This is a genomic window from Bradyrhizobium sp. 170, assembly GCF_023101085.1.
In the GTDB taxonomy this organism is placed as follows: domain Bacteria; phylum Pseudomonadota; class Alphaproteobacteria; order Rhizobiales; family Xanthobacteraceae; genus Bradyrhizobium.
Genome location: NZ_CP064703.1, coordinates 1830937 through 1857343 on the forward strand (window position 1 = coordinate 1830937; position 26407 = coordinate 1857343).

General features: G+C 59.5%; 27 protein-coding genes and 4 pseudogenes. 22 read left to right on the top strand and 9 right to left on the bottom strand.

Going from position 1 to position 26407, the window contains the following annotated elements; translation table 11 throughout:
• Window positions 1–475 precede the first annotated feature (475 nt).
• The 4 genes from bluB to cobU are packed head-to-tail and all read right to left on the bottom strand — an operon-like array spanning window position 476 to window position 2430.
• Complete coding sequence (bluB, locus tag IVB05_RS08680) at window positions 476–1108, bottom strand: 5,6-dimethylbenzimidazole synthase (protein ID WP_247783857.1); 633 nt, start codon at window positions 1106–1108, stop codon at window positions 476–478.
• A complete protein-coding gene (locus tag IVB05_RS43390) occupies window positions 1108–1497 on the bottom strand; it encodes an adenosylcobinamide-GDP ribazoletransferase (RefSeq protein ID WP_346771837.1) in 390 nt (129 codons plus the stop codon). The genes bluB and IVB05_RS43390 overlap by 1 nt, the downstream gene beginning before the upstream one ends.
• Window positions 1470–1892, bottom strand: coding sequence for an adenosylcobinamide-GDP ribazoletransferase (locus tag IVB05_RS43395; RefSeq protein ID WP_253075650.1), 423 nt, complete (start codon window positions 1890–1892; stop codon window positions 1470–1472). Before IVB05_RS43395 ends, IVB05_RS43390 begins: the two co-directional genes overlap by 28 nt.
• A gap of 34 nt (window positions 1893–1926) precedes the next feature.
• Window positions 1927–2430 (bottom strand): bifunctional adenosylcobinamide kinase/adenosylcobinamide-phosphate guanylyltransferase, encoded by a 504-nt coding sequence (cobU, locus tag IVB05_RS08690; protein ID WP_247783858.1) that lies wholly within the window; start codon window positions 2428–2430, stop codon window positions 1927–1929.
• A 124-nt stretch (window positions 2431–2554) separates the two neighbouring features.
• Between cobU and cbiB the strand changes: the two genes are divergently transcribed.
• Entirely contained in the window at window positions 2555–3496 is a 942-nt protein-coding gene (cbiB, locus tag IVB05_RS08695; protein ID WP_247783859.1) for an adenosylcobinamide-phosphate synthase CbiB, read from the top strand.
• Window positions 3497–3507: 11 nt separating this feature from the next.
• Entirely contained in the window at window positions 3508–4473 is a 966-nt protein-coding gene (gene cobD, locus IVB05_RS08700; RefSeq protein WP_247783860.1) for a threonine-phosphate decarboxylase CobD, read from the top strand.
• Between the two features lie 10 nt (window positions 4474–4483).
• Here cobD and IVB05_RS08705 read toward each other — a convergent pair.
• A pseudogene (locus IVB05_RS08705) lies at window positions 4484–5098 on the bottom strand (cobyric acid synthase CobQ); the annotation flags it as partial.
• Between IVB05_RS08705 and IVB05_RS08710 the strand changes: the two are divergent.
• Window positions 5077–5241: pseudogene (locus IVB05_RS08710) on the top strand (nicotinate-nucleotide--dimethylbenzimidazole phosphoribosyltransferase); the annotation flags it as partial. The pseudogenes IVB05_RS08705 and IVB05_RS08710 sit on opposite strands and share 22 nt — an antisense overlap.
• Here the strand turns inward: IVB05_RS08710 and IVB05_RS08715 are convergent.
• A complete protein-coding gene (locus IVB05_RS08715; RefSeq protein WP_247783862.1) occupies window positions 5236–5811 on the bottom strand; it encodes a histidine phosphatase family protein in 576 nt (191 codons plus the stop codon). The pseudogene IVB05_RS08710 and the gene IVB05_RS08715 sit on opposite strands and share 6 nt — an antisense overlap.
• A gap of 116 nt (window positions 5812–5927) precedes the next feature.
• On the opposite strand from IVB05_RS08715, the gene IVB05_RS08720 reads away from it, so the two are divergent.
• The gene (locus IVB05_RS08720) at window positions 5928–6200 is read left to right on the top strand and encodes a hypothetical protein (RefSeq protein ID WP_247509344.1); all 273 of its coding nucleotides are present in this window, start codon (window positions 5928–5930) and stop codon (window positions 6198–6200) included.
• A gap of 444 nt (window positions 6201–6644) precedes the next feature.
• On the opposite strand, the gene IVB05_RS08725 is transcribed toward IVB05_RS08720, so the two are convergent.
• On the bottom strand, window positions 6645–6830 hold the full coding sequence (locus IVB05_RS08725) for a hypothetical protein (protein ID WP_247783863.1): 186 nt from the start codon (window positions 6828–6830) through the stop codon (window positions 6645–6647).
• Between the two features lie 858 nt (window positions 6831–7688).
• On the opposite strand from IVB05_RS08725, the pseudogene IVB05_RS08730 reads away from it, so the two are divergent.
• From IVB05_RS08730 to fdxB, 11 genes and pseudogenes are all read left to right on the top strand, one after another.
• A pseudogene (locus tag IVB05_RS08730) lies at window positions 7689–9023 on the top strand (dicarboxylate/amino acid:cation symporter); the annotation flags it as partial.
• Between the two features lie 1663 nt (window positions 9024–10686).
• Window positions 10687–10881, top strand: a complete 195-nt coding sequence (locus IVB05_RS08735; protein ID WP_247783864.1) for a 4Fe-4S dicluster domain-containing protein — start codon at window positions 10687–10689, stop codon at window positions 10879–10881.
• A gap of 289 nt (window positions 10882–11170) precedes the next feature.
• Window positions 11171–11370, top strand: a pseudogene (locus IVB05_RS08740) (Fe-S cluster assembly protein SufB); the annotation flags it as partial.
• A gap of 507 nt (window positions 11371–11877) precedes the next feature.
• Window positions 11878–13380 (top strand): nitrogenase molybdenum-iron protein alpha chain, encoded by a 1503-nt coding sequence (gene nifD, locus IVB05_RS08745; RefSeq protein WP_247783865.1) that lies wholly within the window; start codon window positions 11878–11880, stop codon window positions 13378–13380.
• Between the two features lie 67 nt (window positions 13381–13447).
• On the top strand, window positions 13448–15007 hold the full coding sequence (nifK, locus tag IVB05_RS08750; protein ID WP_247783866.1) for a nitrogenase molybdenum-iron protein subunit beta: 1560 nt from the start codon (window positions 13448–13450) through the stop codon (window positions 15005–15007).
• Between the two features lie 101 nt (window positions 15008–15108).
• Window positions 15109–16782 carry a nitrogenase iron-molybdenum cofactor biosynthesis protein NifE gene (nifE, locus tag IVB05_RS08755; protein ID WP_247783868.1) on the top strand — a complete coding sequence of 558 codons (1674 nt, stop codon included), beginning with the start codon at window positions 15109–15111 and terminating at the stop codon, window positions 16780–16782.
• 9 nt (window positions 16783–16791) lie between these two features.
• Window positions 16792–18198, top strand: coding sequence for a nitrogenase iron-molybdenum cofactor biosynthesis protein NifN (nifN, locus tag IVB05_RS08760; protein ID WP_247783870.1), 1407 nt, complete (start codon window positions 16792–16794; stop codon window positions 18196–18198).
• Window positions 18195–18590, top strand: a complete 396-nt coding sequence (gene nifX, locus IVB05_RS08765) for a nitrogen fixation protein NifX (RefSeq protein WP_247509337.1) — start codon at window positions 18195–18197, stop codon at window positions 18588–18590. The genes nifN and nifX overlap by 4 nt, the downstream gene beginning before the upstream one ends.
• Before the next feature lie 28 nt (window positions 18591–18618).
• Complete coding sequence (locus tag IVB05_RS08770) at window positions 18619–19071, top strand: NifX-associated nitrogen fixation protein (RefSeq protein ID WP_247786626.1); 453 nt, start codon at window positions 18619–18621, stop codon at window positions 19069–19071.
• Window positions 19072–19081: 10 nt separating this feature from the next.
• Entirely contained in the window at window positions 19082–19282 is a 201-nt protein-coding gene (locus tag IVB05_RS08775; protein WP_247783871.1) for a CCE_0567 family metalloprotein, read from the top strand.
• Between the two features lie 13 nt (window positions 19283–19295).
• The gene (gene fdxB / locus IVB05_RS08780) at window positions 19296–19592 is read left to right on the top strand and encodes a ferredoxin III, nif-specific (protein WP_247519313.1); all 297 of its coding nucleotides are present in this window, start codon (window positions 19296–19298) and stop codon (window positions 19590–19592) included.
• A 230-nt stretch (window positions 19593–19822) separates the two neighbouring features.
• On the opposite strand, the gene IVB05_RS08785 is transcribed toward fdxB, so the two are convergent.
• Window positions 19823–20038, bottom strand: coding sequence for a hypothetical protein (locus IVB05_RS08785; protein ID WP_247519312.1), 216 nt, complete (start codon window positions 20036–20038; stop codon window positions 19823–19825).
• 349 nt (window positions 20039–20387) lie between these two features.
• Here IVB05_RS08785 and IVB05_RS08790 point away from each other — a divergent pair, with 349 nt between their 5' ends.
• A complete protein-coding gene (locus tag IVB05_RS08790) occupies window positions 20388–20786 on the top strand; it encodes a Rieske 2Fe-2S domain-containing protein (RefSeq protein ID WP_247786627.1) in 399 nt (132 codons plus the stop codon).
• A gap of 9 nt (window positions 20787–20795) precedes the next feature.
• Here IVB05_RS08790 and IVB05_RS08795 read toward each other — a convergent pair whose 3' ends face one another.
• Window positions 20796–21386: a hypothetical protein gene (locus IVB05_RS08795; protein WP_247783872.1), complete on the bottom strand. Its 591-nt coding sequence runs from the start codon at window positions 21384–21386 to the stop codon at window positions 20796–20798.
• Between the two features lie 281 nt (window positions 21387–21667).
• Between IVB05_RS08795 and IVB05_RS08800 the strand changes: the two genes are divergently transcribed.
• The 6 genes from IVB05_RS08800 (at window position 21668) to nifB (ending at window position 26398) form a co-directional block, all read left to right on the top strand.
• Entirely contained in the window at window positions 21668–21988 is a 321-nt protein-coding gene (locus IVB05_RS08800) for an iron-sulfur cluster assembly accessory protein (RefSeq protein ID WP_247509331.1), read from the top strand.
• Between the two features lie 19 nt (window positions 21989–22007).
• Window positions 22008–22298 carry a NifU family protein gene (locus IVB05_RS08805; protein ID WP_247783873.1) on the top strand — a complete coding sequence of 97 codons (291 nt, stop codon included), beginning with the start codon at window positions 22008–22010 and terminating at the stop codon, window positions 22296–22298.
• An 11-nt stretch (window positions 22299–22309) separates the two neighbouring features.
• Entirely contained in the window at window positions 22310–23494 is a 1185-nt protein-coding gene (gene nifS / locus IVB05_RS08810; protein ID WP_256473224.1) for a cysteine desulfurase NifS, read from the top strand.
• A gap of 4 nt (window positions 23495–23498) precedes the next feature.
• The gene (gene nifT / locus IVB05_RS08815; RefSeq protein WP_247783874.1) at window positions 23499–23723 is read left to right on the top strand and encodes a putative nitrogen fixation protein NifT; all 225 of its coding nucleotides are present in this window, start codon (window positions 23499–23501) and stop codon (window positions 23721–23723) included.
• Window positions 23720–24583: an SIR2 family protein gene (locus IVB05_RS08820; protein ID WP_247783875.1), complete on the top strand. Its 864-nt coding sequence runs from the start codon at window positions 23720–23722 to the stop codon at window positions 24581–24583. Before nifT ends, IVB05_RS08820 begins: the two co-directional genes overlap by 4 nt.
• Window positions 24584–24835: 252 nt before the next feature.
• The gene (nifB, locus tag IVB05_RS08825; RefSeq protein WP_247783876.1) at window positions 24836–26398 is read left to right on the top strand and encodes a nitrogenase cofactor biosynthesis protein NifB; all 1563 of its coding nucleotides are present in this window, start codon (window positions 24836–24838) and stop codon (window positions 26396–26398) included.
• Window positions 26399–26407 lie beyond the last annotated feature (9 nt).

Here is a 26407-nt window from a genome sequence, read left to right on the forward strand (position 1 = left end):
CAGCTCTCAACCTGAAGTACAATTTTGATGCTCGCTTCTATAATAAGGTTTCAATCCAGCGCTCACTCAGTCCAGACGGCCAATCTGCGCAGATAACAGAAAATCCCAGCGGCTTAAACTGGAGCACGCCCCAACGCGGGCATTCTTTTGCTTGATGAACCTCGCTATAAGAACAAAGCTGCTGGTGTCTATGGTGGGTTCTCTGTAATGTACGCTCCGACTGACTTGAATAAAGTCAGACAGTATTTTGAGCCCGTCATAGAGCGGCATACGATGGTCGCCGTAGAGGCCATGATGGTCGCTCTCACGGTCATAGCGGCATTCATGGATCTCGTTGTCGTCCAGTGGTTAGGAAAGTCGCGTAAAAGTTCGCGTCGCGCGACAAGTCATTGGTCCATTTCTGCGTGGAGGCTCTCTCAAAGGAGACGTCCGAATCCTCGGAGCACAAAGCCGCGGTAATTGCGCCCGCGATGGGTTAGCGTCTAATCGTAAACTCCTTCGACGTTCGGCGATGTTCCCAGTTGGCGCGTTCAAGTTCGGGTCGATCAAACTCCAGCTGGGGATAGCCCACGCAGAGATAGCCAATGAATTTCCAGGACTCCGGCACTTCAAGAATCTCGTAGATGCGATCCGGATTCAGGATCGACACCCAGCCTAGTCCGATGCCTTCTGCGCGTGCAGCGAGCCACATGCAGCAGATGGCTGCGGCAACGGAATATTCGATAGTTTCCGGCATCGTTGCACGCCCGAGGCCATGACCGAGATCGCTTGCCTTGTCCGCGAAAACGGCCAGATGACCCGGCGCCTCTTCGAGGCCGGCGAGCTTCAGGGTAGTGTACTGCGCGCCGCGTTCGCTTGAATAAGAATGCAGCGCATCGGCGTTGCAGGTCTTGAAGTCCTCGACTACAGCGCTGCGCCTCGCCTTGTCTTCGATGATGATGAAGCGCCAAGGCTGACTCAGGCCGACCGAAGGAGAAAGGCAGGCGATCTCAATGAGCCACTCCATGGCACCGCTCGGCAGAGGATCGTGACGAAAGCGCCGCACATCGCGGCGCCACACAAAGAGCTCGTGCAGTTGCCGGCGAAAAGTTTCGTCGAATGAGACCATCAGGGTCGCAGTTTCGTGTGGGGCAGGGCGGCCGCCATCAGCAAAATCGCGATCTCGCCAATCTGCTCAAACGCACCTAGTATATCACCTGTCTGTCCTCCGACCTGTCTTGTGGCAAGCCACGCCAGCATCAGCCCGACCAGTGACAGCAAAATCACTCCGATCATCGCCTTGCTCGGCCCGAAACCGAAGATCAGGCAAAGAGCCCCAAGAGCAAATGCAAGGGCCGCACTTCGCCCCGGCGGTCGTCCGGCTCCGGCCGAAAGCCCGTCCGATCGCGCCGGCGGGATCAGCCACATGAAAGCGGGCAAGCCGGCGCGTGCCGCCGCATGTGCAACCGAAAGCGCAGCCGCAATCGATTTTAGCCGATCGCTTCCAGCGCGCTCCATCGCAAGGTAAGGGATCCAATCAGCGCGCACGCGCCGTAAGTGCCGATCCGGCTATCCCGCATGATCTCGAGCTTTCTCTCGCGCGTCCGGCCGCCGCCGAAGCCGTCGGCGGTATCGGCAAAACCGTCCTCGTGCATTGCGCCGGTTAAAAGGACCGTGGCCGCCAGCGCCAGCATGGCGGCGGGCCCAGATGTCAAACCGACCTCGCGCGCGATCCAATAGACCGCAGCTCCTGTAATACCCACCAGCAGTCCGGCCATCGGCAACGCCCAGCCCGCGCGGGCAACATCGCCATCGCTAACCGGCTTCGCCGGCCCGAAAGGCAGGATCGTGGAGAACGAGATGGCATTTCTCAGGTCAGTGACGATGCCCCTGAGAAGCTTGAAATGATACATGTGTCTTCAGCCCTGTACCCAGAAACTAGCGGAGCTACTTTAGCTTCATCGGCAATCCTGCGACCACGAGTTCGACTTCGTCCGCAACGGAGGCAATCGTCTGGTTCAGGATACCTGCCGCGTCCCGGAATGCGCGCGCCAACGCATTGTCTGGTACGATGCCGAGCCCAACCTCGTTCGTAACCATGATGACCGGGCTGCGTTGCCGGGCGAGCACGTCAGCGAGCAGCGAAGCCTCTTGCAACCAGTTCCGCTCCGCGTGGAGCAGGTTCGACAGCCAGAGCGTGAGACAATCGACCAGCCTTGCACCGCGGCCATCTGTTTCGACCAGCGCCTGCACGAGATCGAGCGGAACCTCGCGCTCGGTCCATTCCTTTCCTCGCCGCGCCCTATGCCTTGCTATTCGCTCGCCCATTTCTTTGTCGAGCGCCTCTGCCGTGGCAATATAGAAGGGTTGCCCCGAAAAGGCGCAGACGCGGACTTCTGCGCGTCGGCTTTTACCGGATCGGGCGCCGCCCGTGATGAGTATGATAGCCATGACGTCCTCCGTTTAAGGCCAGCACTAATCACCAATCTCTGACAAACACAAAGACGAATCAGGCGAAATGGGCTTGCCTTGATCCAGAATTCTTGTGCATCAGGACCCAGACGGGAGACGACGAATGGGCTTTGCGGGAGCGATGGCGATGGCAATGATGGTGGACGCCTTGTTGGGCTGGCCCAATGGACTGTTCGCGCGCGTCGGTCATCCCGTCACCTGGCTCGGCAGGCTGATCAACATCCTCGATATTAGCCTTAACAGGACCATCGACCCTTCTGGAGTCCGGCGCATTGCTGGCGCAGCCGTAGCGACTTTCGTGATTGGAGTTTCGGCCGGCATTGGATGGGCAATCCAACTTGCGCTTGTCTTTGATTGGAGCCGCGTTGTGTTCCTGGGAATTCTCGCATGGCCCTTGGTTGCGCTGCGTTCTCTCTATGATCATGTGGCCGCTGTTGCTCACACCTTGCAATACGGTGATATCGCAGCCGCACGCTCGGCGGTCGCGCAGATCGTCGGACGCGATCCCGCAGCTCTCGATGAATCGGGCATTGCGCGCGCTGCCATCGAGAGCCTCGCCGAGAACGCTTCCGACGGCATTGTGGCGCCCGTGTTCTGGGGGGCGTTGTTCGGGCTGCCAGGCATCGTCGGTTACAAGGCGATCAATACACTCGATTCCATGATCGGCCATCGCACGATGCGCCACGAAGATTTCGGTTGGGCTGCCGCGCGCATCGACGATCTCGCAAATTTCATACCAGCGCGTCTTACCGGCTTGCTGTTTGTGCTGCTGGCGGCGCGCCCTTCGAACTCGTTGTCTTGCATGGCGCGTGATGCGAACCGTCACCGCTCGATCAATGCCGGCTGGCCGGAAGCAGCGATGGCCGGCGCGCTGGGCGTGCGGCTCAGTGGGCCGCGAGTCTATCACGGAAGCATCGCCGACGAATCCTGGCTCAACGAGGGCGCACACGATCCGCTCGCCGCAGACATCCGGCAAGGGCTGATGCTCTATGTCCGCGCCATGGTTCTATTGGCCGGTGCGCTTGCGATTTTGGCTTTCGCATGACGGAGAAGTCAATGCTCGAGCATGGAGGAAATCTCGATCTTGCCTTGCACCGCTTCGGCGGGCGCACGCAGGACTGGATCGACCTCTCAACCGGAATCAATCGGCGGCCCTATCCGGTGGGTGAGGTGGAGCCCAGGTCCTGGAGCGCGCTGCCTTCGCGATCCGATATCGAATCCCTCCATCAGGCCGCGCGAGAGGCCTACGTCACCAAGGCACCAATCGTGGCGCTTGGTGGTGTACAAGCGGCCATCCAGTTGTTGCCAAGTCTTTCATCGCGCGGTCAGGCACGGATTCTTGCGCCGACTTATAACGAATATGCGGGGGTTCTTTCCGCTGCAGCCTGGGACGTGGTCGAGGTCTTTGATCTCGAGGGGCTGCTAGGAGCGGATATCGCCGTGATTGTCAATCCCAACAATCCAGACGGCCGATGCTTTGATCCAAGCGAACTGCTGGCGCTCTTGCCGCGCGTCGGTCGACTCGTCGTCGACGAGAGCTTCACTGATGCCGTTTCCGGCTTGTCGTTGGCCCCTGAGGCGGGACGCCCGGGGCTGTTAGTCCTGCGCTCGTTTGGAAAATTCTACGGGCTTGCGGGACTGCGCCTCGGTTTTGCGCTCGGCAGTGAGGCCGATGTCGCTGCGTTGGGGGCCATGGTCGGCCCGTGGCCCATTTCGGGTGCAGCGATTGTGATCGGACGGCGAGCCTTGCTGGATCGCGATTGGGCAAACGCGACCTCGACGCGTCTGGCGCGCGATTGCCTCCGCCTGGATGCTCAAGTGCAATCGCAGGGCTGGACATTGGCCGGCGGCACGCCGCTGTTCCGGCTGTATGAAACTGGTGACGCACGAGCGGCGCAGCAGAAGCTCGCGCGCCGCCAGATATGGTCGCGAATATTTGGGCAAAGGCCGGGATGGCTGCGGCTTGGCTTGCCGGGTAACGAGACGGAATGGGCGCGGTTTGCTGCCACAGTCTCGCTTTGATCGCCGTTCCTCAGCGGGCAAGCGAAAGTAGGCCTTCGACATCAAGATGGGTATCGATGTAATCGGCAAGCGAATCGAGCGCGCTATCCACCCTGGCGCGGTACTGCTGATCGGCGGCCGGAATGTTCAGTTGCGCCAGAAATGCCTTGCGAAAACTGTCGGAAGCGAACAGGCCGTGCAGATAGCTGCCGTACACGCGGCCGTCGCTGGATACCGCGCCTTCCGGCGCTCCGCCAAGCAAGGCAAAGGGCCGTGCACGATCCGGCCCGTCGGTATGCCCGATGTGAATCTCGTAAGCCTCGATCGGCCGGTTCGTCGCCGCGTGGACCGCCTTGACGCGGGTTAGAGTCTTGCTTGGCGTCATCACCGTCGTTACGTCGATGAGTCCGAGGCCTGGAGTTTCTCCGGCCGGTCCATCGATTCCCTCCGGATCCGTCACACGGCGTCCGAGCATCTGGTAACCGCCGCAGACGCCGAGCACATGGCCGCCGCGACGATGATGCGCAAGAAGATCGATGTCCCAGCCTTGGGCGCGCAGGAATGCGAGATCCCCGCGTGTCGACTTCGAGCCCGGCAGGATCACAAGCTTTGCATCGCCAGGGATTACCTCTCCAGGCCGCACCAGATGTTCAGCCACTATTCAATCTGGATCTTCGGCTCGGCGAGGGATCGGGCGCCGCGCTCGCATTGCCGATCCTGCGGCTTGCATGCGCCCTGCACAACGGCATGACGACCTTCGCGCAGGCCAAGGTTCCGAACCGCTCATAAGGTGACATTCTGATTTACCGACACAACCCGCCAATCGTCCCGCAGCCGATCAATTCGCGTAATGGACAGCGGATGGATAACGAAGCGCAAGGCTGCTTGCGGTGCGATGTCGAGCGCGGTGCAGAGTGCAGCGCGAATGGTGCCAGAATGAACGACGAGCGTTGCCAGACCGGGAGCTACCTTGCGAAGCCCGTGCCGAACCCTGGCAATTTGATCTTCGAAGCTTTCGCCGCCGGGTGGCCTTGAGCGAGCGGCATCCTTCCAGAACTGCGTGTAGCTTTCTCCTCCGCAAGCGGCGAGATCGTCGTGACGTCGGCCGGTCCAATCTCCGAAACTCTGCTCCATGAACTCAGGCACCGAGATCGGATCAAACCGGAGGGCACGCGCTGTATCGAGAGTTCGTTGAGACGGACTAGCATAGCTGAGGGCGTTCTGCGGCAAGCACCTACGCACGGCTTCCAAATGCGTCCGATCACCAAGATCGGCCGGAGCATCGGAAGGGTGAATCGTGCCTCCAGGGCAGTCGACAACCACATGCCGGACCAGCCAAAGGAAGGTCTCTCCCTGCATTCAAATATCTCCAAAGATGTGACGGTGGCCGTCGCGTGTAGGGCGCAAATGGCCAGCAGCAGACCGCCTTCAGTACCACGACGGACGAACGGCGCCATCCATGTTGACCAAGATCAATGGCGCTGCAGGTTTTTCTGATTATAATGGGTGATCTGGTCATTTGGAGCCACGGAATGTCAGCAACTGAAATCGCAGCACGCCATTTCTCTGCCGCTATTGCGGATGGTACAGGCGCCGGCCACGCGACTGACAGCGTTTGTCGAGCGCTGCTCGGTCTGCTGGTCACAAAATATCTCGAGAGCCGGCCCGTTGCTGACGTTCAGTCGGAGCTGCGCTTTGTGGCCGACAATTGCGACCCCGCCACCGATTTTATGTTCATGCGGCCGTAGTGAGCTGTTTCCTATAATGCGTCGCACTCAGCCCGTCATTGCGACCGTTGGCTCGTAATAACGATGAGGTTTGGCGGGCGAGCCCACCAACAACAGGCAGGCGCGCCCACCATGTCGGCTGCCGCGCCAGCGAGACCGCGGGCGACAGTAGGATGAGCAGCGCCTGCGCGGCGAAGATCGCGGCCCGCCAGATAGAGGCAAGTCTCCGTCCCATCAGCCTGCCGTCGATGGCTCCTAACGCGGAGCCGAGCTGGCGGCCGCCATAGCTCATCAGTGATCGCGAAGATGCGGCCGAGCAGGCGGCGTCACCGATTGCCGCAGCGTCGTCGCGAGATCACCCATCGGATCCCGCCCGCGCTGAGCAGGAAGAAGCTGAGGCCCCCGCGAGGAGCGGCGTCGGCACGATGGTGGTCAGCGCCATCACGGCTGGAGAGATGAATCCCGTCACTGGCTCGAGTCGATCACGATGCCGAAGGCGAGCCGCTGCATCACCCGCGTAGCCGCGAGACCATACATCCCGAGCGTCACGCCGACGGCGGTCGCGGACATGTGGAGGTGCCGGACCGCGGAGGACACGCAGACCGCCAGCAGCAGAGTGAGAGTGGAGTATTCGTGGGGAGCGTCGCACATTGGGTCCACCCGGTGATCCTGAATAGAGACTAGGCCGGCTTGGGACAACGGGGTTTGTACGCGTTCAGTGTTTGCCGCGACCGCGGCGATGCTGGGCGCCGTGGTTAGGGTCGATCAAGCTCAGACATAGCGGGGTCGTTTCCTTTTTGTCGACTGGTATGTCTGGCATCACGTGCTCGGTCTGGTGGACCAGTTGAGCGACGCCGAGCTCAATGCCGCCGCATCCACGCCGCTTGCGTTACTCATTTGGCGCTTCGGAAATAGTTCGCCGGAACAAAGATCTCATTCGGAAGTCGATCCGGAGCTTGCCGGTTTGGCCGAGCAGCCGAGCCCAATTTCCGGGAGCAGGCCGAGGCAGACGAACGACTGGATCGTATCCAGGCGCTATCCTCCAGCCCTCTTTGCGGACGGCTGTTTCCATAATCCCACCAGCCGAGATCAATCAGGGTAGCAGATCAATGCCGCGCAAAATTCCCGTCAAGAAATTGACGTCGTGGCATCTTCATGCCGATCAACCTAAGTTCGAATTGTGGCGCGATCGGTATGATGGCGCAGAGCCGAGGACGGGCAAGAATAGAATATCGTTAAGCGGACTATTGAAATGCCTTGAACCTCACGTAGCGTCAGGTTGTAGCATGCAATCCTGATCAAAACTACACCGCGGTCGCGTCGATGGTGAATGGGTTCGGTCGACGGCTTCGCTGCGGCGTGAAAGGTAATATGGACTGAAGGGTTGTTTGCATCGACCCATCGCCGTGAAAGGCGCAATAGCGCGAGATTTGGAAGGTCCATATCACCGCATAGGCTGCGCAACGCCTAAGCGGCAATGCATGAAAAAAACAAGAGGGAGTAAACGTCATGGCGGCAACGATTGCGATGGAGAAGGCGCCGACTGCGCCCGCCGCATCTAAACCGTGGTACCGCATCCTCTACGTTCAGGTGCTGATCGCGATCATGCTCGGTGCCCTCGTTGGCTGGCTCTGGCCAAATCTAGCTACCAATGACTGGATCAAGGCGCTCGGCGATGGCTTCATCAAGCTGATCAAGATGGTGATTGCGCCGATCATCTTCTGCACGGTGGTTTCGGGCATAGCGCACATCCAGGACGCCAAAAAGGTCGGACGCATCGGCATTAAGGCGCTGGTTTATTTCGAGATTGTATCCACTTTCACTCTGGTGATCGGCCTCATCGTCGGCAATCTGGTGCGGCCCGGCGCAGGATTTGGCAGCGCCGCGGCGAACGCACAAGCAGTGGCCAACTACGCGAAGCAGGCGGAGGCGCAGAAGACCGTCGACTTCATCCTGCATATCATTCCCGACACCGTGGTCGGCGCGTTCGCGCAGGGCGAGATCCTGCAGGTGCTGTTGTTCTCAATCCTGTTCGGCTTCGCGCTAATGGGCCTTGGCGAGCGCGGTCAAACCATCCGCTCTTTCATCGACGACGCCGCGCATGGCGTGTTCGGCGTGATCTCGATTGTGATGCACGCGGCGCCGATCGGCGCGTTCGGCGCCATGGCCTACACCATCGGAAAATTCGGCTCCGGTGCGATCCTCAACCTGATCGGGCTGATCGCGACGTTCTATGTCACGGCAGCGCTGTTCGTGTTCGTCGTGCTCGGCATTATCGCACGGATAGCCGGCTTCTCGATCTTCAAGTTCCTGGCCTATATCAAGGATGAACTGCTGATCGTGCTCGGGACCTCCTCCTCGGAAAGCGCGCTGCCGTCCCTGATGGAGAAGCTTGAGCGTCTCGGTTGCTCCAAATCGGTGGTCGGGCTCGTCGTGCCGACGGGATATTCGTTCAACCTCGACGGCACCAACATCTACATGACGCTGGCGACGCTGTTCATTGCGCAGGCGCTCGGCGTCAATATTTCCTTTGGCCAGCAACTGACCATCCTGTTCGTTGCCATGCTGACCTCAAAGGGCGCCTCCGGCATCACCGGCGCGGGCTTCGTTACGCTGGCGGCGACGCTCGCCGTAGTCGATCCGCGGCTGGTGCCGGGCATGGCGATCGTGCTCGGCATCGACAAGTTTATGAGCGAATGCCGCGCGCTCACTAATCTCTGCGGAAATGGCGTCGCCTGCGTGGTCGTCGCCTGGTGGGAAGGTGAACTCGATCGAGAGAAGCTTACGGCCAACCTCAAGAAGCAGATCGATCCAACCGATCTCGAGACCGCCCTGGTAACGGACTTGAATCGGTTTACCCTGCAATCAAACGAATTCACGGGAATCGATAGAAGTCAGGGCAAGCTCAACGGCTGCGCTGACGTTTCTTCGCAAGTCGCTTCTGATTCTAGTATTTGCGTTGCCCGCGACGGACGAACGCCGAACGAGTGGCAACAAGGTGTAGCAATCTCGCCCAAATCGCGAAATCGCTCGACCAGGTGAGGGCCCAAGACTGCGGCGATCGAACTGGTTCGGAGCAAACAGAGCGTTGATGCCATCCGGCCGTGGTTCGCGGGCCACGGGACGAAAAGGCAAACAGCATGCCGCAACTGATGCTAATCGTTGTGCGCCAGACAAGGAAGATCGGACAGCGCAGAGCAGCTACCGCCCGGCATTGGCTGAGCGCCGTATCGTCGTTGTGGTTACGGATATCGAACACGGCGCCAATTCGGTAGTTCAAAGCATAGAGGGGCCCTAGAGGGCCCCGCTGGTAACTCTCCTCATGGAAACACCAACTCTATTCCCAAGGTTCATAGAATGCCCGCCGCTGGTAATTGAATGGGGCGTTCTTCGGAACAGGAACTTGTCTGAACGTAAGGCGCGTGCGGACGACAGCGCTCACGCCGCCTATTAGAACGCCCTACGAGCGCGGCGCAACACACCGCGACGCAAGCAAAGTAGACTGAAAGCAGAATGAGGAATGGGGGCATCGGGACATCTCAGGTTGCGGGCGCTTGCTTCTTCCCAAACACACTGTGGCGCCATCGGGGGCGCCGATTTTGCTAGGAAGGTCGTACAGCCTGACGTTACGTACGATTCAAACCCCTCTAAGATCCCGAATAAAATATGCTTAACTCTCGGCTTACAAGAGCGCTGTTCACTCTCATCGGTCGGCCGGACTTCTGCTTTTTCAGTCAAGCGCGCAATTTATCTCTTGAGAGATGCCACTGGTAAGGTGACGGTGGATACGCATAAGTTTTGTAGTTTTTCAATCAGCGCTCACTCGCGCCGTTTCGCGATTAACGAAATTGGTTTGCCCAACAGCAACACCAAGTGCTTGGTCAATGCGGGCTCCCGGCCCGAATTTGCTCTGTAAATTGTTCGAATGGTTGTGAACAAAGCTGGGTAAGAGACGTGCTCCGACGTCGATCCGCACGTCAACCTCTTGCATTGTGCACTGCCAATGCATATTGGTGCGTAGCGGTAGCGCCGTGCGCTATCGCTGCCCTCTTTGGGCGTTTCCTCCCTAGACTTGGGCCGCTTGTTCATTCAAGCGGCCCTTTTTTCGTGTGCCGAGTATGAAGCCTGAAGGGAGAAGGTCTCTCCCCAGCCTGAGTCCAACCTCAAATTGGAATCCATGTGTTCTCAGAGAAGCACGTTATGACCACTCGTCAGACCTCTTCATCAGCGCTTGGTCTGGCTGGTTGTAGAGAGCGGGTTCTTGCTGCGCTTTCGGCACCGATTGGCGACCGAAACGCCCAGCTCTGCTCCTCAAAAATCCGATGGCCTACTCTTCCGAAAAGCGGAGGCGCTTCACGCTGAGCTGCGGACTGTCGGAGTTACGACATGTCGCCGCGCCCACGACAACGCAAAGGAAAAAGTCCGAGATAAATCAAGTTCCGAAGTTTTGGCACGCGCCTTGAAAGGGAGGAAGACGTCCGGCTCGCCTCCTCAAGGAATCGTAGTGATGGCTTACAAGATTATGGTCTCCCAGTGCAGCGTCTGTGGCGCATGTGAGTTCGAATGTCCCAATGCTGCAATCACGCTCAAGAACGACACGTACATGATCGATCCGAAGAAGTGCACGGAATGCGATGAGCATTTCGACACACCGCAATGCGCTGCCGTCTGTCCGATATCCGATACCTGCGTGCCTGCATAGAGGCGCGGCCGGTGAGTGGGCCTTGCGACGCGGGACAAGATCGAGACTTCGGACTTTCTGATCCGGTTGCTTGATTGGCGTGGTCGCCGGCCCGGAGCGGCGGGTAGAATAATGGGAGGGAATGCGGCAGAGCCGGCACACAGTAGCCCTCATCGGCAACCGGGACTATGCTCCCTCGAGCTCTGGGTTGCATGTACAAGAGACGGTCCCGACCAGTCCAGCGGATCGACGTCGACCAGTATCGATACGGTTCGAGACGTTTATTGAGTCCGACGCGGCTGCCGAAGAGTCTTCGATCGATGAAATTGATCAGGAAATCTCAAGACCTACGAGAAGCTCGGCAGCCCCGTGCGTGAGGTGGCGATCCCAGAAGTGGTCGCACCGGCCCGGAAGAGCCGTCAGGGCAGCGCAAGATCGCCCGTCGACGCCGTGTTCGATTCGGTCTCCGTTGTCACCACCTTGCATAAGGAATTGCAGAAGGCCGGCGTGGCGCAAGCTGAGCTCCTCGAGCAGCAGCTTGGGGGGTCGGCTGTGACCATCGCGGTGGGCTGGCTGGCCAGATAGCATTAGGATCAGGATGGCGACGAGGCACGCACAATGTGCACCGTCGCCGATGAGGGTGAGCACCGATCGGCCTTCTCGCGATGAATGATGGTGGCGGGCCGGACCTGGATGGCGCAGCCCTGCATTAAATTCGCCCGGTTACATGCGGCTTGCGCCAGCAGGCCCGCCGCGTACCGCACCCCTCGGCGGCTTCGGAGGTGCAAAGCCACCTAGCCACCGTTGTTTTGTTTGAAACAGGAACAAACCAGAACGTCTCTAGGTCCCTTCGATGTCGGGTTTGCAACAACAGTCGAGCTCGCCGTGCGAACGCACTATCTACTTCTAAACGCGATGAGTTTTGCGTTCAGGCCCTGCTGGCATGCTCCTGGCATGCTCGTTGCAAAACTCTTGGCCGAGCCGTCTCGAAACAGGAAACCTTTGAAGGATATCAGCATGAGTCTCGTCACGACGAGGAGTGTCGCAGAAATCAAGGCCCGCAATAAAAAGATTATCGAGGAAGTGCTCAAGGTCTATCCCGAGAAGACCGCGAAAAGGCGCGCCAAGCACCTCAACGTGCTCGAGGACGGCAAGTCCGATTGTGGCGTCAAGTCCAACCTCAAATCCATCCCGGGCGTGATGACGATCCGCGGCTGCGCTTACGCAGGTTCGAAGGGCGTGGTCTGGGGGCCGATCAAGGACATGATCCACATCAGCCACGGTCCGGTTGGCTGTGGCCAGTACTCGTGGGGATCGCGGCGCAACTATTACGTCGGCACGACGGGCATCGATACTTTCGTGACGTTGCAGTTCACTTCCGATTTCCAGGAAAAGGATATCGTGTTCGGCGGCGACAAGAAGCTCGCCAAGATCATCGACGAGCTCCAGGAGCTGTTCCCGCTCAACAACGGCATCACCATCCAGTCGGAATGCCCGATCGGCCTGATCGGCGATGATATCGAGGCGGTGTCCAGGGTGAAGTCGAAGGAGTATGGCGGTAAGACCATCGTGCCGGTTCGCTGCGAGGGTTTTCGCGGTGTGTCGCAGTCGCTCGGGCATCACATCGCGAACGACGCTGTGCGGGATTGGGTGTTCGACAAGGTCGCGCCCGAGAGCAAGTCAAAGTTTGAGTCGACGCCCTACGACGTCGCGATCATCGGCGACTATAACATCGGCGGTGACGCCTGGTCTTCCCGCATCCTACTTGAAGAAATGGGCCTGCGCGTGATCGCGCAGTGGTCCGGCGACGGGTCGCTGGCCGAGCTCGAGGCAACGCCGAAGGCGAAGCTCAATGTGCTGCACTGCTATCGGTCGATGAACTACATCTCGCGCCACATGGAGGAGAAGTTCGGAATTCCGTGGTGCGAATATAACTTCTTCGGGCCCTCAAAGATCGCGGAGTCGCTGCGCAAGATCGCCGACTATTTCGATGACAAAATCAAAGAGGGCGCCGAGCGGGTGATTGCGAAATATCAGCCACTGGTGGACGCAGTGATCGCAAAATATCGCCCGCGCCTGGAAGGCAAGACCGTGATGCTGTTCGTGGGTGGTCTTCGTCCGCGTCATGTGATCGGCGCTTATGAGGACCTCGGAATGGAGGTCGTCGGCACCGGCTACGAATTCGGGCACAATGACGACTATCAGCGCACCGCCCAGCATTATGTGAAAGACGGAACGCTGATCTATGACGACGTCACCGGATACGAGTTCGAGCATTTCGTCGAGAAGATGCAGCCCGACCTTGTCGGCTCCGGCATCAAGGAAAAATATGTGTTCCAGAAGATGGGTGTGCCGTTCCGGCAGATGCACTCCTGGGACTATTCGGGTCCGTATCACGGCTATGACGGGTTTGCGATCTTCGCGCGTGACATGGACATAGCCATCAACTCACCGATCTGGAGGAAGACCAAGGCGCCCTGGAAGGACGTCGCCAAGCCGAAGCTTCTGGCTGCGGAATAACCTGCCTGTCAGACTCTCGGCGTGAGGCCGAAGCCAACATTGATCACGATTATTCGAAAGGGACACCATGGCGCAGAATGCAGAACACGTGCTCGATCACTTCGAGCTGTTCCGCGGTCCGGAATACCAGCAGATGCTGGCCAACAAGAAAAAGATGTTCGAAAACCCCCGCGATCCCGCAGAGGTCGAACGCATCCGCGAATGGACTAAGACGTCCGAATATCGTGAAAAAAACTTTGCGCGGGAAGCGCTGACGGTGAACCCTGCCAAGGCCTGCCAGCCGCTCGGCGCGGTGTTCGCCTCCGTTGGCTTCGAAGGCACGCTGCCGTTCGTACACGGCTCGCAGGGCTGCGTGGCCTACTATCGCAGCCATCTGTCGCGGCACTTCAAGGAGCCGAGCTCCTGTGTCTCCTCGTCGATGACGGAAGATGCTGCGGTATTCGGCGGTTTGAACAACATGATCGATGGGCTCGCCAACAGCTACAACATGTACAAGCCCCGGATGATCGCGGTCTCCACCACCTGCATGGCTGAGGTCATCGGTGACGACCTCAACGCCTTTATCAAAACGTCCAAGGAGAAAGGCTCGGTTCCGGCGGAGTTCGATGTGCCTTTCGCGCACACGCCAGCCTTTGTGGGTAGCCACGTCACCGGTTACGACAATGCGCTTAAGGGCATACTGGAGCATTTCTGGGACGGCAAGGCTGGAACAGCGCCGAAACTCGAGCGCGCCCCCAACGAGAAGATCAACTTCATCGGCGGCTTTGACGGGTACACCGTCGGTAATCTCCGCGAGATCAAGCGCATCTTCGAACTGATGGGCATCCAGTACACCATCCTCGCGGACAACTCCGATGTGTTCGATACGCCGACTGACGGCGAATTCCGGATGTATGACGGCGGCACTACGCTGGAAGACGCCGCGAACGCGGTTCACGCCAAGGCGACAATCTCAATGCAGCAGTGGTGCACGGAAAAGACGCTCCCGTTCATTTCCGATCATGGCCATGAGGTCGTGGCTTTCAACTATCCGGTGGGCGTGTCCGCAACGGATGAGTTCCTGATGGCGTTGTCGCGCATCAGCGGCAAAGATATCCCAGAGGAACTGACGCGAGAGCGCGGCCGCCTGGTCGACGCGATGGCTGACTCCAACGCGCATATCCATGGCAAGAAATTCGCGATCTATGGCGATCCAGATCTCTGCTATGGGCTAGCTGCCTTCCTGCTAGAACTTGGCGCCGAACCGATCCATGTGCTCGCCACCAACGGCAACAAGGCCTGGGAGGAGAAAATCCGGGCGCTGTTTGCGGGCTCGTCGTTTGGGCAGAACTGCCACGCCTATCGGGGGCGAGACCTCTGGCACATGCGCTCGTTGCTGTTCACCGAGCCCGTCGATTTCCTGATCGGTAACACTTATGGCAAGTATCTGGAGCGCGACACTGGCACTCCGCTGATCCGAATCGGCTTCCCGATTTTTGATCGGCATCACCATCACCGCTATCCAGTGTGGGGCTATCAGGGCGGCATGAACGTGCTGGTGAAGATTCTCGATAAGATCTTCGAGGAAATCGACAAGAACACCAACATTGCCGGCAAGACTGACTACAGCTTCGATATCATTCGTTAATGACGACGACATGCGCCATCGCCGGCGGACGAAAGCCTCGCCCGGCGATGGGCCCGGCGACCGAAGGGCTGCGCACGAAAACCTCAGTTAAGGGGAGAGAGATGGGTTCGCTTTCAGCCACCATTCAGAATATCTTTAAGGAGCCGGGCTGCGCCAAGAACGCCAACAAGTCGGAGGCCGAGCGCAAGAAGGGCTGCACCAAGCAGCTGCAGCCGGGAAGCGCCGCGGGCGGCTGCGCCTTCGACGGTGCAAAGATCGCGCTGCAACCGTTTACCGACGTCGCCCATCTGGTGCACGGGCCGATCGCCTGTGAGGGTAATTCCTGGGACAACCGCGGTGCAGCTTCATCTGGTCCCAGCATCTGGCGCACGGGCTTGACGACCGACATGAGCGAAACCGACATCGTGTTTGGCGGTGAGAAGCGACTTTACAACGCAATCAGGGAGATCTTAGAAAAGTACAATCCGGCGGCGATCTTTGTCTATCAGACCTGCGTTCCGGCCATGATCGGCGACGATATCAACGCGGTCTGCAAGGCTGCTTCTCGGAAATTCGGCAAGCCGGTGATTCCGGTCAATTCGCCCGGCTTCGTAGGTCCAAAAAGCCTCGGCTGCAAGCTTGCCGGGGAGGCCTTGCTTGAGCACGTCATCGGCACCGAAGAGCCAGACCACACCACGCCCTACGACATCAACCTGATCGGTGAATACAACCTGTCGGGCGAGCTTTGGCAGATCAAGCCGCTGTTCGACGAGCTCGGTATCCGCATCCTCTCCTGCATCTCGGGCGATGGCAAATATCGCGAAGTCGCCTCGTCGCACCGGGCGCGCGCCGCCATGATGGTATGTTCGAAGGCGATGATCAATGTCGCGCGCAAGATGGAGAAGCGTTACGGCATTCCGTTCTTCGAAGGCTCGTTCTACGGCATCCAGGACTCTAGCGATTCACTGCGCGAGATTGCGCGACTTTTAGTCGAGCGCGGGGCGCCGGAAGATCTGATCGAGCGCACCGAGGCGGTGATCGCGCGCGAGGAGGCGCGGGCCTGGGCCGCGATCGAACCCTATAAGCCTCGCTTTGCGGGCAAGAGGGCGTTGCTGATCACCGGCGGCGTCAAATCCTGGTCCGTGGTGGCGGCCCTGCAGGAGGCCGGACTCGACCTGATCGGCACCAGCGTCAAGAAATCCACCAAGGAGGACAAGGAGCGGATCAAGGAGCTGATGGGCGAGCACGCCCACATGATCGAGGACATGATGCCGCGCGAAATATATAGGATGCTGAAGGACGCGAAAGCGGACATCATGCTCTCGGGCGGCAAGTCGCAATTCGTCGCGCTCAAGGCGGCGATGCCCTGGCTCGACATCAACCAGGAGCGCTACCACGCCTACATGGGCTACCTCGGGATGGTGAAGCTGGTCGAGGAGATCGACAAAGCACTGTTCAACCCGATGTGGGAGCAGTTGCGCCGCACGGCGCCGTGGGACGATAAAGGCAATATTCGGCACCTCAAGGCCATTGCGCCGACGGACCCGCACGCCGCCGAAATCGCTCTCGATCACGCACTTGCCGAGACGACCCGCCGCGCGAACAAGATCTGCCTTTGCAAGGCAGTCGATTTCGGTACAATCGAGGATGCGATCCGCTCGCGTGGCCTCACCAGCGTCGAGGCAGTCAGACAGCACACCGACGCGGTCGGTGGCTGCTGCAAGAGGCGGATCGAAGACATCTTGGCGGCCATGCCGGTCTCCTCGCCGCCTGCCTTGCTGCAGGCCGCGGAGTAGGATGTCGTCATGGCCATCGTCACCGCGCCGAAGAAGGCCTGTGCGGTCAACCCGCTGAAGGTGAGCCAGCCGATCGGCGGCGCATTTGCCTTCTTAGGGCTGCGTGGGGCGATGCCGATTCTGCACGGTTCGCAGGGCTGCACATCCTTCGGGCTCACACTGTTCGTGCGGCATTTCAAGGAGGCGGTGCCGCTGCAGACCACTGCGATGAGCGAGGTGACGACCGTGCTCGGCGGCTATGAAAATGTCGAGCAGTCTATACTCAACATCTACAACCGGACCAAGCCGGAGATCATCGGGATCTGCTCGACCGGGGTGACCGAAACGAATGGCGATGATGTCAACGCCTACATCAAGCTGATTCGCGACAGGCATCCGCAGCTCGCCAAGTTTCCTCTGGTCTATGTCTCGACGCCCGATTTCAAGGACGCGTTCCAAGACGGTTGGGAGAAGACAGTGGCTCGCATGGTCGAGGTGCTGGTGGAGGCGCCGGCGGTCGAGACTGAGCGCGATCCCGCGCAAGTGAATGTCCTGCCCGGATGTCACCTAACGCCGGGTGATCTCGACGAACTCAGGACCATTTTGGAGGATTTCGGCCTCAAGCCATCCTTCCTGCCTGATCTGGCGGGATCGCTGGACGGTCATATCCCCGACGAGTTCACACCGACGACCATCGGCGGCATCGGGGTCGACGAAGTCGTGAGCATGGGCCGGGCCGGCTGGACCATTGCCATCGGTGCGCAGATGCGGCGGGCAGCGGAAAACATGCAGGCCAAGGCGGGGGTGCCGTTCCGCCTGTTCGAGCGGCTTTGCGGACTTATCCCCAACGATCAATTCATCGCGTTCCTGAGCGAGATCAGCGAACGCCCGATACCATCAAAATACCGGCGGCAGCGAGGCCAGCTCGCCGATGCCATGCTCGATGCGCATTTCCACATCGCTGGCCGGAGGCTCGCGATCGGCGCGGAGCCCGATTTGTTGTTCGATGTCTCCAGCATGCTGCACGAGATGGGCGCGCAGGTCACTGCGGCCGTGACTACGACGCAATCGCCAGTGCTCGAGCGCGTTAAGACGAACGAGGTGCTGATCGGCGATCTCGAAGATCTGGAGGAACTCGCGAAGGCGCGCGCATGCGATCTTTTGATCACCCATTCGCATGGTCGCCAAGCCGCCGCACGGCTAAACATTCCGTTCTATCGCGCGGGATTTCCAATGTTCGATCGGATCGGCGCGGGACACCAGCTATCCGTCGGTTACCGCGGCACGCGCGATCTGATCTTCGATATCGCCAATCTCATTATCGCCGACCGCGAGGAAAATCACCAGCCGACGCCCGATACCTGGCGATCACCAACGCCAGCCTGCAGGTCCGGCCGCCACAGCTTTATTGACGCGACAGAGAGGTCGATTGCATGAAGGTCGCATTTGCTACCCAGGACTTGAGGCGCGTTGATGCGCATTTCGGCTGGGCCAAGAACATTGCCATCTATGATGTCTGGCCAGACGGGCACGTGTTTCTGAAAGCCTTCCAGTTCGACGGCGATGTCAAGGAAGACGGCAACGAGGACAAGCTTGCGCCCAAGCTCGAGGCGATCAAGGATTGCGCCATCCTCTATGTCGTTGCCATCGGCGGATCTGCCGCCGCGCGAGTGGTGGCGAACGGTATACATCCCATCAAGGTGAACAAGCCCGAGAGCATACTTGACCTGCTCGAAAAGCTACAACGCGTGCTGAAGGGTACGCCACCTCCCTGGCTGCGCAAGGCACTGGCAAGGGGACAGGAGCGCACGTTCGATTTCGAAAAGTGAGGGTGATATGATTGAGACAGTAGGAATACTGCAAGCCACGAGCGTCGCTCTCGATGCGCCGTTCGTCAAAGAGCTGGTCAAGATCTGGCGCGCTCAGGACATGCATGGCGCCTGGGAAGACAAGAGCGATCTCGATCTGCTCGAGCCCTACATACTCGACAGGGAGAAGCGGCGCGCGTTGCCTATCGTCGGCGATCCCGATCCGGATACGGTCTGGCGGCTGGAGCTGTTCTTCAATGCAGTTGCCCTCTCGATCGAGAAGGCGACGGGTGTGATGATCCAGCCGATGCTGAAGATGCACCATGAAGGCTTTGGCCGCATGGTGCTGATCGGCGGCCGGCTGATCGTATTAAGCAAGCAGCTGCGCGATGTGCATCGATTCGGCTTCGACAGTCTCTCAAAGCTGGCTGCCGAGGGTGGCAAATATGTCAGAAGCGGCATCAAGATGATCCAGAAATATCCCGACGTGACGAACTATTGAGGGGCAGCTCATGAGCGATCTTGAGACGCTGAAAGTAGAAATAAAAAAGCTGTCGACCAAGGCCACACAGGCCAAGATGGATCTGCACGACCTTTCGGAGGAATTGCCCGCCAACTGGACGTCGATCATGGCGGTGGCTCAGAAGGCGCACGATGCCTTTGCCGAACTCGAGCGAAAGCGCGAGGATCTGAAGGCACTGGGAAAGACGTAAGGGGGATCCCAGCATGTCATTTGCAACGCGCGATGGTCGCAACTGGACGCCGGATTACCTGATCTCGATCGATCCCAACCACTGCATCGGCTGTGGCCGCTGCTTCAAGGTCTGCGGTCGGAACGTCATGACGTTGAAGGGGATCAACGAGGAGGGCGAGCTTGTCGATCTCGATGATGACGATGATGAGATCGAGAAGAAGATTATGGTGATGAATGATCAGGGCGCCTGCATCGGCTGCGGCGCCTGCGCCCGGGTCTGTCCGACCGACTGCCAGACTCACGCGCCCGCCTCGGCGGAAGCGGCTTAGCGACGCCTCTGTTTACTTCTCCTATGGAGCGGAGCGAGGTCGACACCAAGCATCGGGCGAGGGGACTCTCCATGCGCTGCGCTCGCGGATGAGCCCCTCGCCCGACCCTCCGCGGAGGGGGAGGGAGGATCACTCGATCCTCTGTTCGCGCGCGCGCCTTCCACATCGCGGCGATGCGGAAACGTTCGTTGCTGGCGCCGGGATTGGCCAGCGTCGTCGCTTCGGCTTGCTTAAGGAGGCGAACGCGATGTCCGCCCCTCTCGCGTCAACAGCACGCCGCCGGACATATCGGTGGCCTGCGGGACAGCGGCCAGGATGGCGCGCCGATTCGGGTGCGCTAGCATCACGATCAATTCAATTGCTTCGAGCTTGTCGTCGAGACAGATGGCAAGCCCAATAACCTCGAGCTTGTGTCCGTCCAGTGTGGTCTTGATCAGCGTCGCCATCGGGTGATCCAAATATTGGTCCGCATACTGGCTAGCCGCCCTGATTCCAGAGCCGCGCCAATGCCTGGTTAGCACGCAACGCCGGAAGCTGCCGGCGCAAGGCCGTGTAGTAGGCATCGAAGCGGCCTCTGTCGCGCCTGCAAGATGCGACAAAATGGTCAGTCCTGGACAGCAACATGAAGGAGCTGCGGTCGACGCGGCCTCAGATCAAATATCTCGCTCATCGAAATGAGGTCGACGTCGCGCATCGGGTTCCCCAAAAGGTGAGGAGATCCGCCACTTGCGCGATTTTTGCAGGGCTGATCGCAGGGTGATCAATGACAGGGGTCTTGTCATGAACGAGCAACGGATGCCGCCGAATTCCGCCTATGCGATCTGCGGCTTCAACGACATTCCAAGTCGGCGCGCCATGGGCTTCCACCTCGTAATACTAGACGAAGACGGCAGCCACAGGCCGTGGCCCATTATTGTCGTGCGCTGGGGTAAGCAGGTGTTTGGCTATCTCAACAGATGCCCGCACAAAGGCGTCAATCTCGACTGGGATCGCAACCAGTTCCTCGATCCCAGCGGCATCCGACTGATGTGCGGCAAGCACGGCTCGGCCTTCGAGCTCGGCACCGGCCGCTGCGTTGATGGCCCGTGCAAGGGTAGCGGACTTACGGCCATCACGTTGACGGTGTTGGAAGGCGACATCTGCGTCACCGGCGTGCGGCTCCTCGAGGACGAGGACCCCTCCGGCAAGAGCTGAAGCCAGCGCTCAGACCGGCCGGTTCTCGTTGCGGTTTTTCACAGGCTCCATCCTCTTCAGCCCGTATTCGTAAGAGACATCGTCAAAGGACGCATCGACATGCTTGGCCGCGTCGATTAGATAATCGAGCCTGCCACCCGCATCGAGCCTCTTGATATCGTTCTTGTCGACGCCGACCAGGTACATCATTTCCTTCCAGACGGTGGATTGATCGCAGGGCAGCACGTGGAAGGTGATATCGCCGAGCTTGGTTCGGTATTTCGCCAACAGGTCTATGTTGTTGCAGAAAATGAAGTAGCTGCCGTCAGGGCTTAGCGCGCCGTCAAGAACCTTGGCGACATCAGCGAGATAGGCGAAGGAGTGCAGGTAGCCGGCCAGCACCGGAATGGTGCTTTCGCCTTCCTCGGCGACCGTCAGCACCTGCTCGATCGAATAGTCGGGCGGCCGTTTCTCGTCCGCGACCTGGGCCTGGAATCTCAGCGCGATATCGCCGCGAAAGCCGAACCGGCCCGGCCTGATGGTCGCGCCCTTGAATACGGCATTGAGCAGGCGCCCCTCCTTCGCCAACCGGCCGAGCGCGGTGTTCTCAATTGCTGTCATGAAAAATCATTCCTCGATCTAAGACAATCGCCGGACACCTCGGCCGGCGCGACACGCAATGCAAGTTGTTTGCCGCCGCGTACGCCACGCTTTATCGGCCGAATCCATAAAGAAAACAGGCAAGCGCGCCGCGATCCTAGGAAGACCATTGTCAGGAACCGGACAAGCGTCGCAAGGCCAACAGGCGCGATTCGAAAAGGCGAGCATTTTCAACTGCGTGCTCGCTGGCATGCGACTTGCCAATTCGCAGGCAACTGACCAAGGCAAATCAAGGGTGATCCATGATTAATCTGACGAATAGCGCAGTGAATGCGGTCAAGGGCGCGATTTCAACGTCGCCGCAGCCGGCGAGCGGCCTGCGCATTACGGTCGAGGCCGGCGGCTGCGCCGGATTCAAATACATGATGGGCCTGGCCGACGAGCCGAAGCCCGACGACACCGTGATCGAGCACGATGGGGTCAAGTTGTTCGTCGACAATAAAAGCCATGAGCACCTCGCCGGCACGACCATCGATTTCGTGGTGGCGCTGGAGGGTTCGGGTTTCAGGTTCGACAATCCGAACGCAAGGTCGAGCTGCTCCTGTGGCAAATCCTTCGGCTGATGACAAGAGAACTAGAAGCATGCTGGTCGAGTCCAAACAACTGAAGCAACCGCCGGTGACTGAGACCGATCGGGCGCAAATCATTCGCGCTGTGATCGAGGAGATCCGTCCCAATCTGCAGCGCGACGGCGGCGACTGTCAGCTTGTCGAGATCGACGGCAACAAAATTATGGTCAAGCTGACCGGTGCCTGCGTGTTCTGCAAGCTTTCAAGCTTTACGCTGGAAGGTATTCAGACGCGACTGGTCGAAAGGCTCGGCGAATTCGTTCGCCTGATCCCGGTCGCCGGCGCCGCCAAAGCGCGGCATTGAACGAGGCGTTTGTGTCGGTTTATCTCGACAACAATGCGACAACGCGGACGGATCCCTGCGTTGTCGAAGCCATGTTGCCGTTCTTCACCGAGCAGTTTGGCAATGCCTCCTCCGCTCATGCCTTCGGGAACAAGGTCGCGGGCGCCGTGAAGCAGGCGCGCCGCAGCCTGAAGGCCTTGTTAGGGGTTGCCTACGATCATGAGATCGTCTTCACATCCGGCGGCACCGAATCCAACAACGCCGCCATTCTCTCCGCGCTTGTGACCCAGGAGGGGCGGGACGAGATCGTCACCACCTCCGTCGAGCACCAGGCGATCCTGGCGCTAGTCAAAGAGTTGGCGACAAGGGGTGTCAAGACCCATCTGATCCCGGTCGATTCGCGCGGCAGGCTTGATGTCGAGGCTTTTCGCTGGGCGCTTGGACCACGCACGGCGGTAGCGTCTGTCATGTGGGCCAACAACGAAACCGGAAACATTTTCCCGGTTGAAGATCTGGCCAGGATGGCGCGCGCGTCCGGCGCGCTGTTTCACACCGATGCGGTGCAGGCCATAGGCAGGGTGCCGATTGACCTAAAGGTTAGTGATATCGACATGCTGTCGATGTCCGCGCACAAGCTGCACGGACCCAAGGGAGTTGGCGCGCTCTATTTGCGCAAAGGCACAAAATTCAGGCCGCTGATTTGGGGCGGAGCACAGGAGCGACGGCGCCGCGGCGGAACCGAGAACGTTCCCGGCATCGTCGGTCTTGGAAAAGCTGCAAAACTTGCGGCAGAGCGCCTCGAGCCGGAACGCGTTCGCGTTGGTGCGTTGCGCGATCGCCTGGAACAAGCGATGTTACAGAACGGCCACTGCATGGTCCTCGGCGATGTCAGCTGCCGGCTGCCGAACACGGCTAATATCGCCTTCGAGCATCTCGAAGGCGAAGCGATCGTCCACCATCTCAATCGCGCCGGCATTGCCGCTTCGCTCGGATCAGCGTGCAGCTCCGGCTCGATGGAGCCATCTCATGTGCTGAGCGCCATGAACCTGCCGGCGAGGAGCCTACGTGGCGCGGTGCGCTTTTCGCTGTCGCGTGAAACCACTGTCGAAGAAATAGATCTGGTCATCCGCACTCTGTCCGACATCGTAGCTCACCTGCGCGCCATGTCACGGGAGCACGCCAATCCCATCAGCGATCCGGCCCATTCACGGAGTTGATCTCATGAAAATCATGATCCGCCGCTCTCCGGAGGCGGGCCTATCGATTTACGTGCCGAAAAAGGATCTTGAAGAGCCGATCGTGGACTCCGAGCACGAGACGCTGTGGGGCGGTTGGATCAGAATAGCCAATGGCTGGGTGCTCGATCTGCCCGACATGGCGAGCGACACGCCGCTGCCGATTACCATCAATGCCAGGAAGCGTGGCGAGAACGGGGACGAGCGATGAAGGCGATCCGACAAATCGATTTTGTAAACGCGGCCGATGCTGAGGCGATTCTCACTGACGTCGCAGCTAGGCTGCGTGCCGGCAGCATTGTTCCCTATCTCGGACCTGACGTCGCCGAGTTGTCCAAGCCGGATGTCCCGATGACGCCGGAGGCGCTAGCCGCCTTTTTCGCCAGCAAGGTCGCGCTGCCGCGCCGGGTCAAGGGCAATCCCTGGGCGTCGGCGCAGCACATCGAGAGCAATAAGCATCGCTCCACCGTGACGGCATTGATGGCGCAGGCCTTCGCCGCGCCGGTCGATCCGACGCCGCTGCATCATCATCTCGCCTCACTATCCCTGCCTGTCGTCGTCGACGCTTGGTATGACGGCGCAATGCGTGCTGCGCTTTGCAAGCACGAGGGATGGGGCGAGGTGCAGGGCATCACCCGCGCAAGCATCGGCGAAAACCGCTGGTATCGCTTCTATGATGCAGAAGGCAACGAGATCGATCGCGCTGCGGCTGGCAATTGGACGACAGTCCTCTACAAACCGCACGGCGGCGCGCTGCCCGCCGAGAACTTCCTGGTCTCCGACGCAGATTATGTCGAGGTGCTGACCGAGATCGACATCCAGACGCCGATTCCCGAAATCGTCAAGGAGCGGAGGACCGGGCGAAGCTTCCTCTTCATCGGCTGTCAGTTCAACGACCAGCTGTTGCGCACCTATGCGCGGCAGATCAGCAAACGCTCAGCCAATAGCCATTACGCAATTGTGGAGCCGGACGCGCTCTCGCGCAACGAGCTGCGCTTCCTGGCCGAGCAGTCCCTGACGCCGCTCGCGATTGCGCTTCCGCGCGCGGTCGAGATCTTGATCTCTGCCTGATGGGATCTTGCCTTCAGCGGAGCTTGGATAGCGTAAAACGCGAGCGTCGTTTGACGCGTTGATATGCGCCTGATCGGATTCCAGTGTCGACACTGCGCCTTCTGTCACGTTTGCAACAACCGCGAAAGATCTGTCGCGTGCGAGAGGGCATCGCTAACATCCTGACATCGGACAGAAATTTCCGAGGCGCCGTTAATGGCACGCGAGTTGCTAACTCTCAATTGAAGTTTCCGCCTGCAGAGAGAATGGCAAATGGATGTGTCGGAATGTAATGAGGCAAGCTCTTTTGGCGGCGCCGCTGGTCTCGGCGAGATCAAGCAAGCCCACACCCGGCATAAGGGCTGCGGCACCTTTGGCGGCAGGGACAAGGCGAGCTGCGGATCGCAGGCCCGCCAAGGCGATCTGCCACCCGCGATCTGGGAAAAGGTGAAGAACCATCCCTGCTACAGCGAAGAGGCGCATCACCATTACGCCCGCATGCATGTCGCGGTCGCGCCGGCGTGCAATATCCAGTGCAATTACTGCAATCGCAAATATGACTGCGCCAATGAATCGCGCCCGGGTGTGGTAAGTGAGAAGCTCACCCCTGAGCAGGCGGCGAAGAAAGTGCTCGCCGTTGCTTCCACTATTCCGCAGATGACCGTGCTTGGCATCGCCGGCCCCGGCGATCCCCTGGCCAATCCGGAAAAAACATTCAAGACGTTCGAGCTGGTAGCCAAAGCCGCGCCGGACATCAAGCTGTGCCTGTCGACCAACGGGCTGGCCTTGCCCGATCACGTCGACACCATCGCCCGCTTGAACGTCGACCACGTCACCATCACCATCAACATGGTCGATCCCGAAATAGGTGCCAAGATCTATCCGTGGATTTTCTATGGCCACAGGCGCTACACCGGCGTCAAAGCCGCAAAGATTCTGATCAATCGACAGCTGCAAGGCCTTGAGATGCTCGCGGAGCGCGAGATTTTGTGCAAGATCAATTCGGTCATGATCCCGGGCATCAACGACCAGCACCTGGTCGACGTTAACAAGGCCGTCAAGTCGCGCGGCGCGTTCCTGCACAACATCATGCCGCTGATCTCCGCGCCCCAGCACGGCACCGTGTTCGGTCTCAACGGTCAGCGCGGCCCGGCGGCGCAGGAATTGAAGGCGCTGCAGGACGCTTGTGAAGGCGAGATGAACATGATGCGGCATTGCCGGCAGTGTCGCGCCGATGCTGTCGGCCTGCTCGGCGAGGATCGCGGCGCGGAGTTCACCACGGAGAAGATCATGGCGGTGGATGTCAAGTACGACCTCGAGACGCGTAAAGCCTATCAGGCCAAAGTTGAGGAGGAGCGCGTGGCCAAGGTCGCGGCCACACAGCAGAAACTGGCCGACCTCGCGGGCGAGACGAGTGATATCAATCTCCTGGTCGCGGTAGCAACCAAGGGCTCGGGCCTGATCAACGAGCATTTTGGACATGCCAAGGAGTTCCAGGTGTACGAACTCTCGACATCGGGCGCCAAATTCGTCGGCCACCGTCGCGCCGATCCCTACTGCCAGGGCGGTTATGCTGAGGAGGGCAGCCTTGTGACCATCATCCGCGCCATCGATGACTGCCATGCGGTGTTCGTGGCCAAGATCGGCGGGTGCCCGAAGAGCGAGCTGATCAAGGCCGGCATCGAGCCGCTTGATCAATACGCGCACGAGTTCATCGAGAAATCAGCGATCGCCTGGTTCAAGCGTTATCTCGACAAGGTGCAAAGCGGTGAGATCCAGCATGTCGAACGCGGCAACGCGGCGATTCGGCAGGGCGCGCTGATTTCGGCGGCGTAAGGACATATC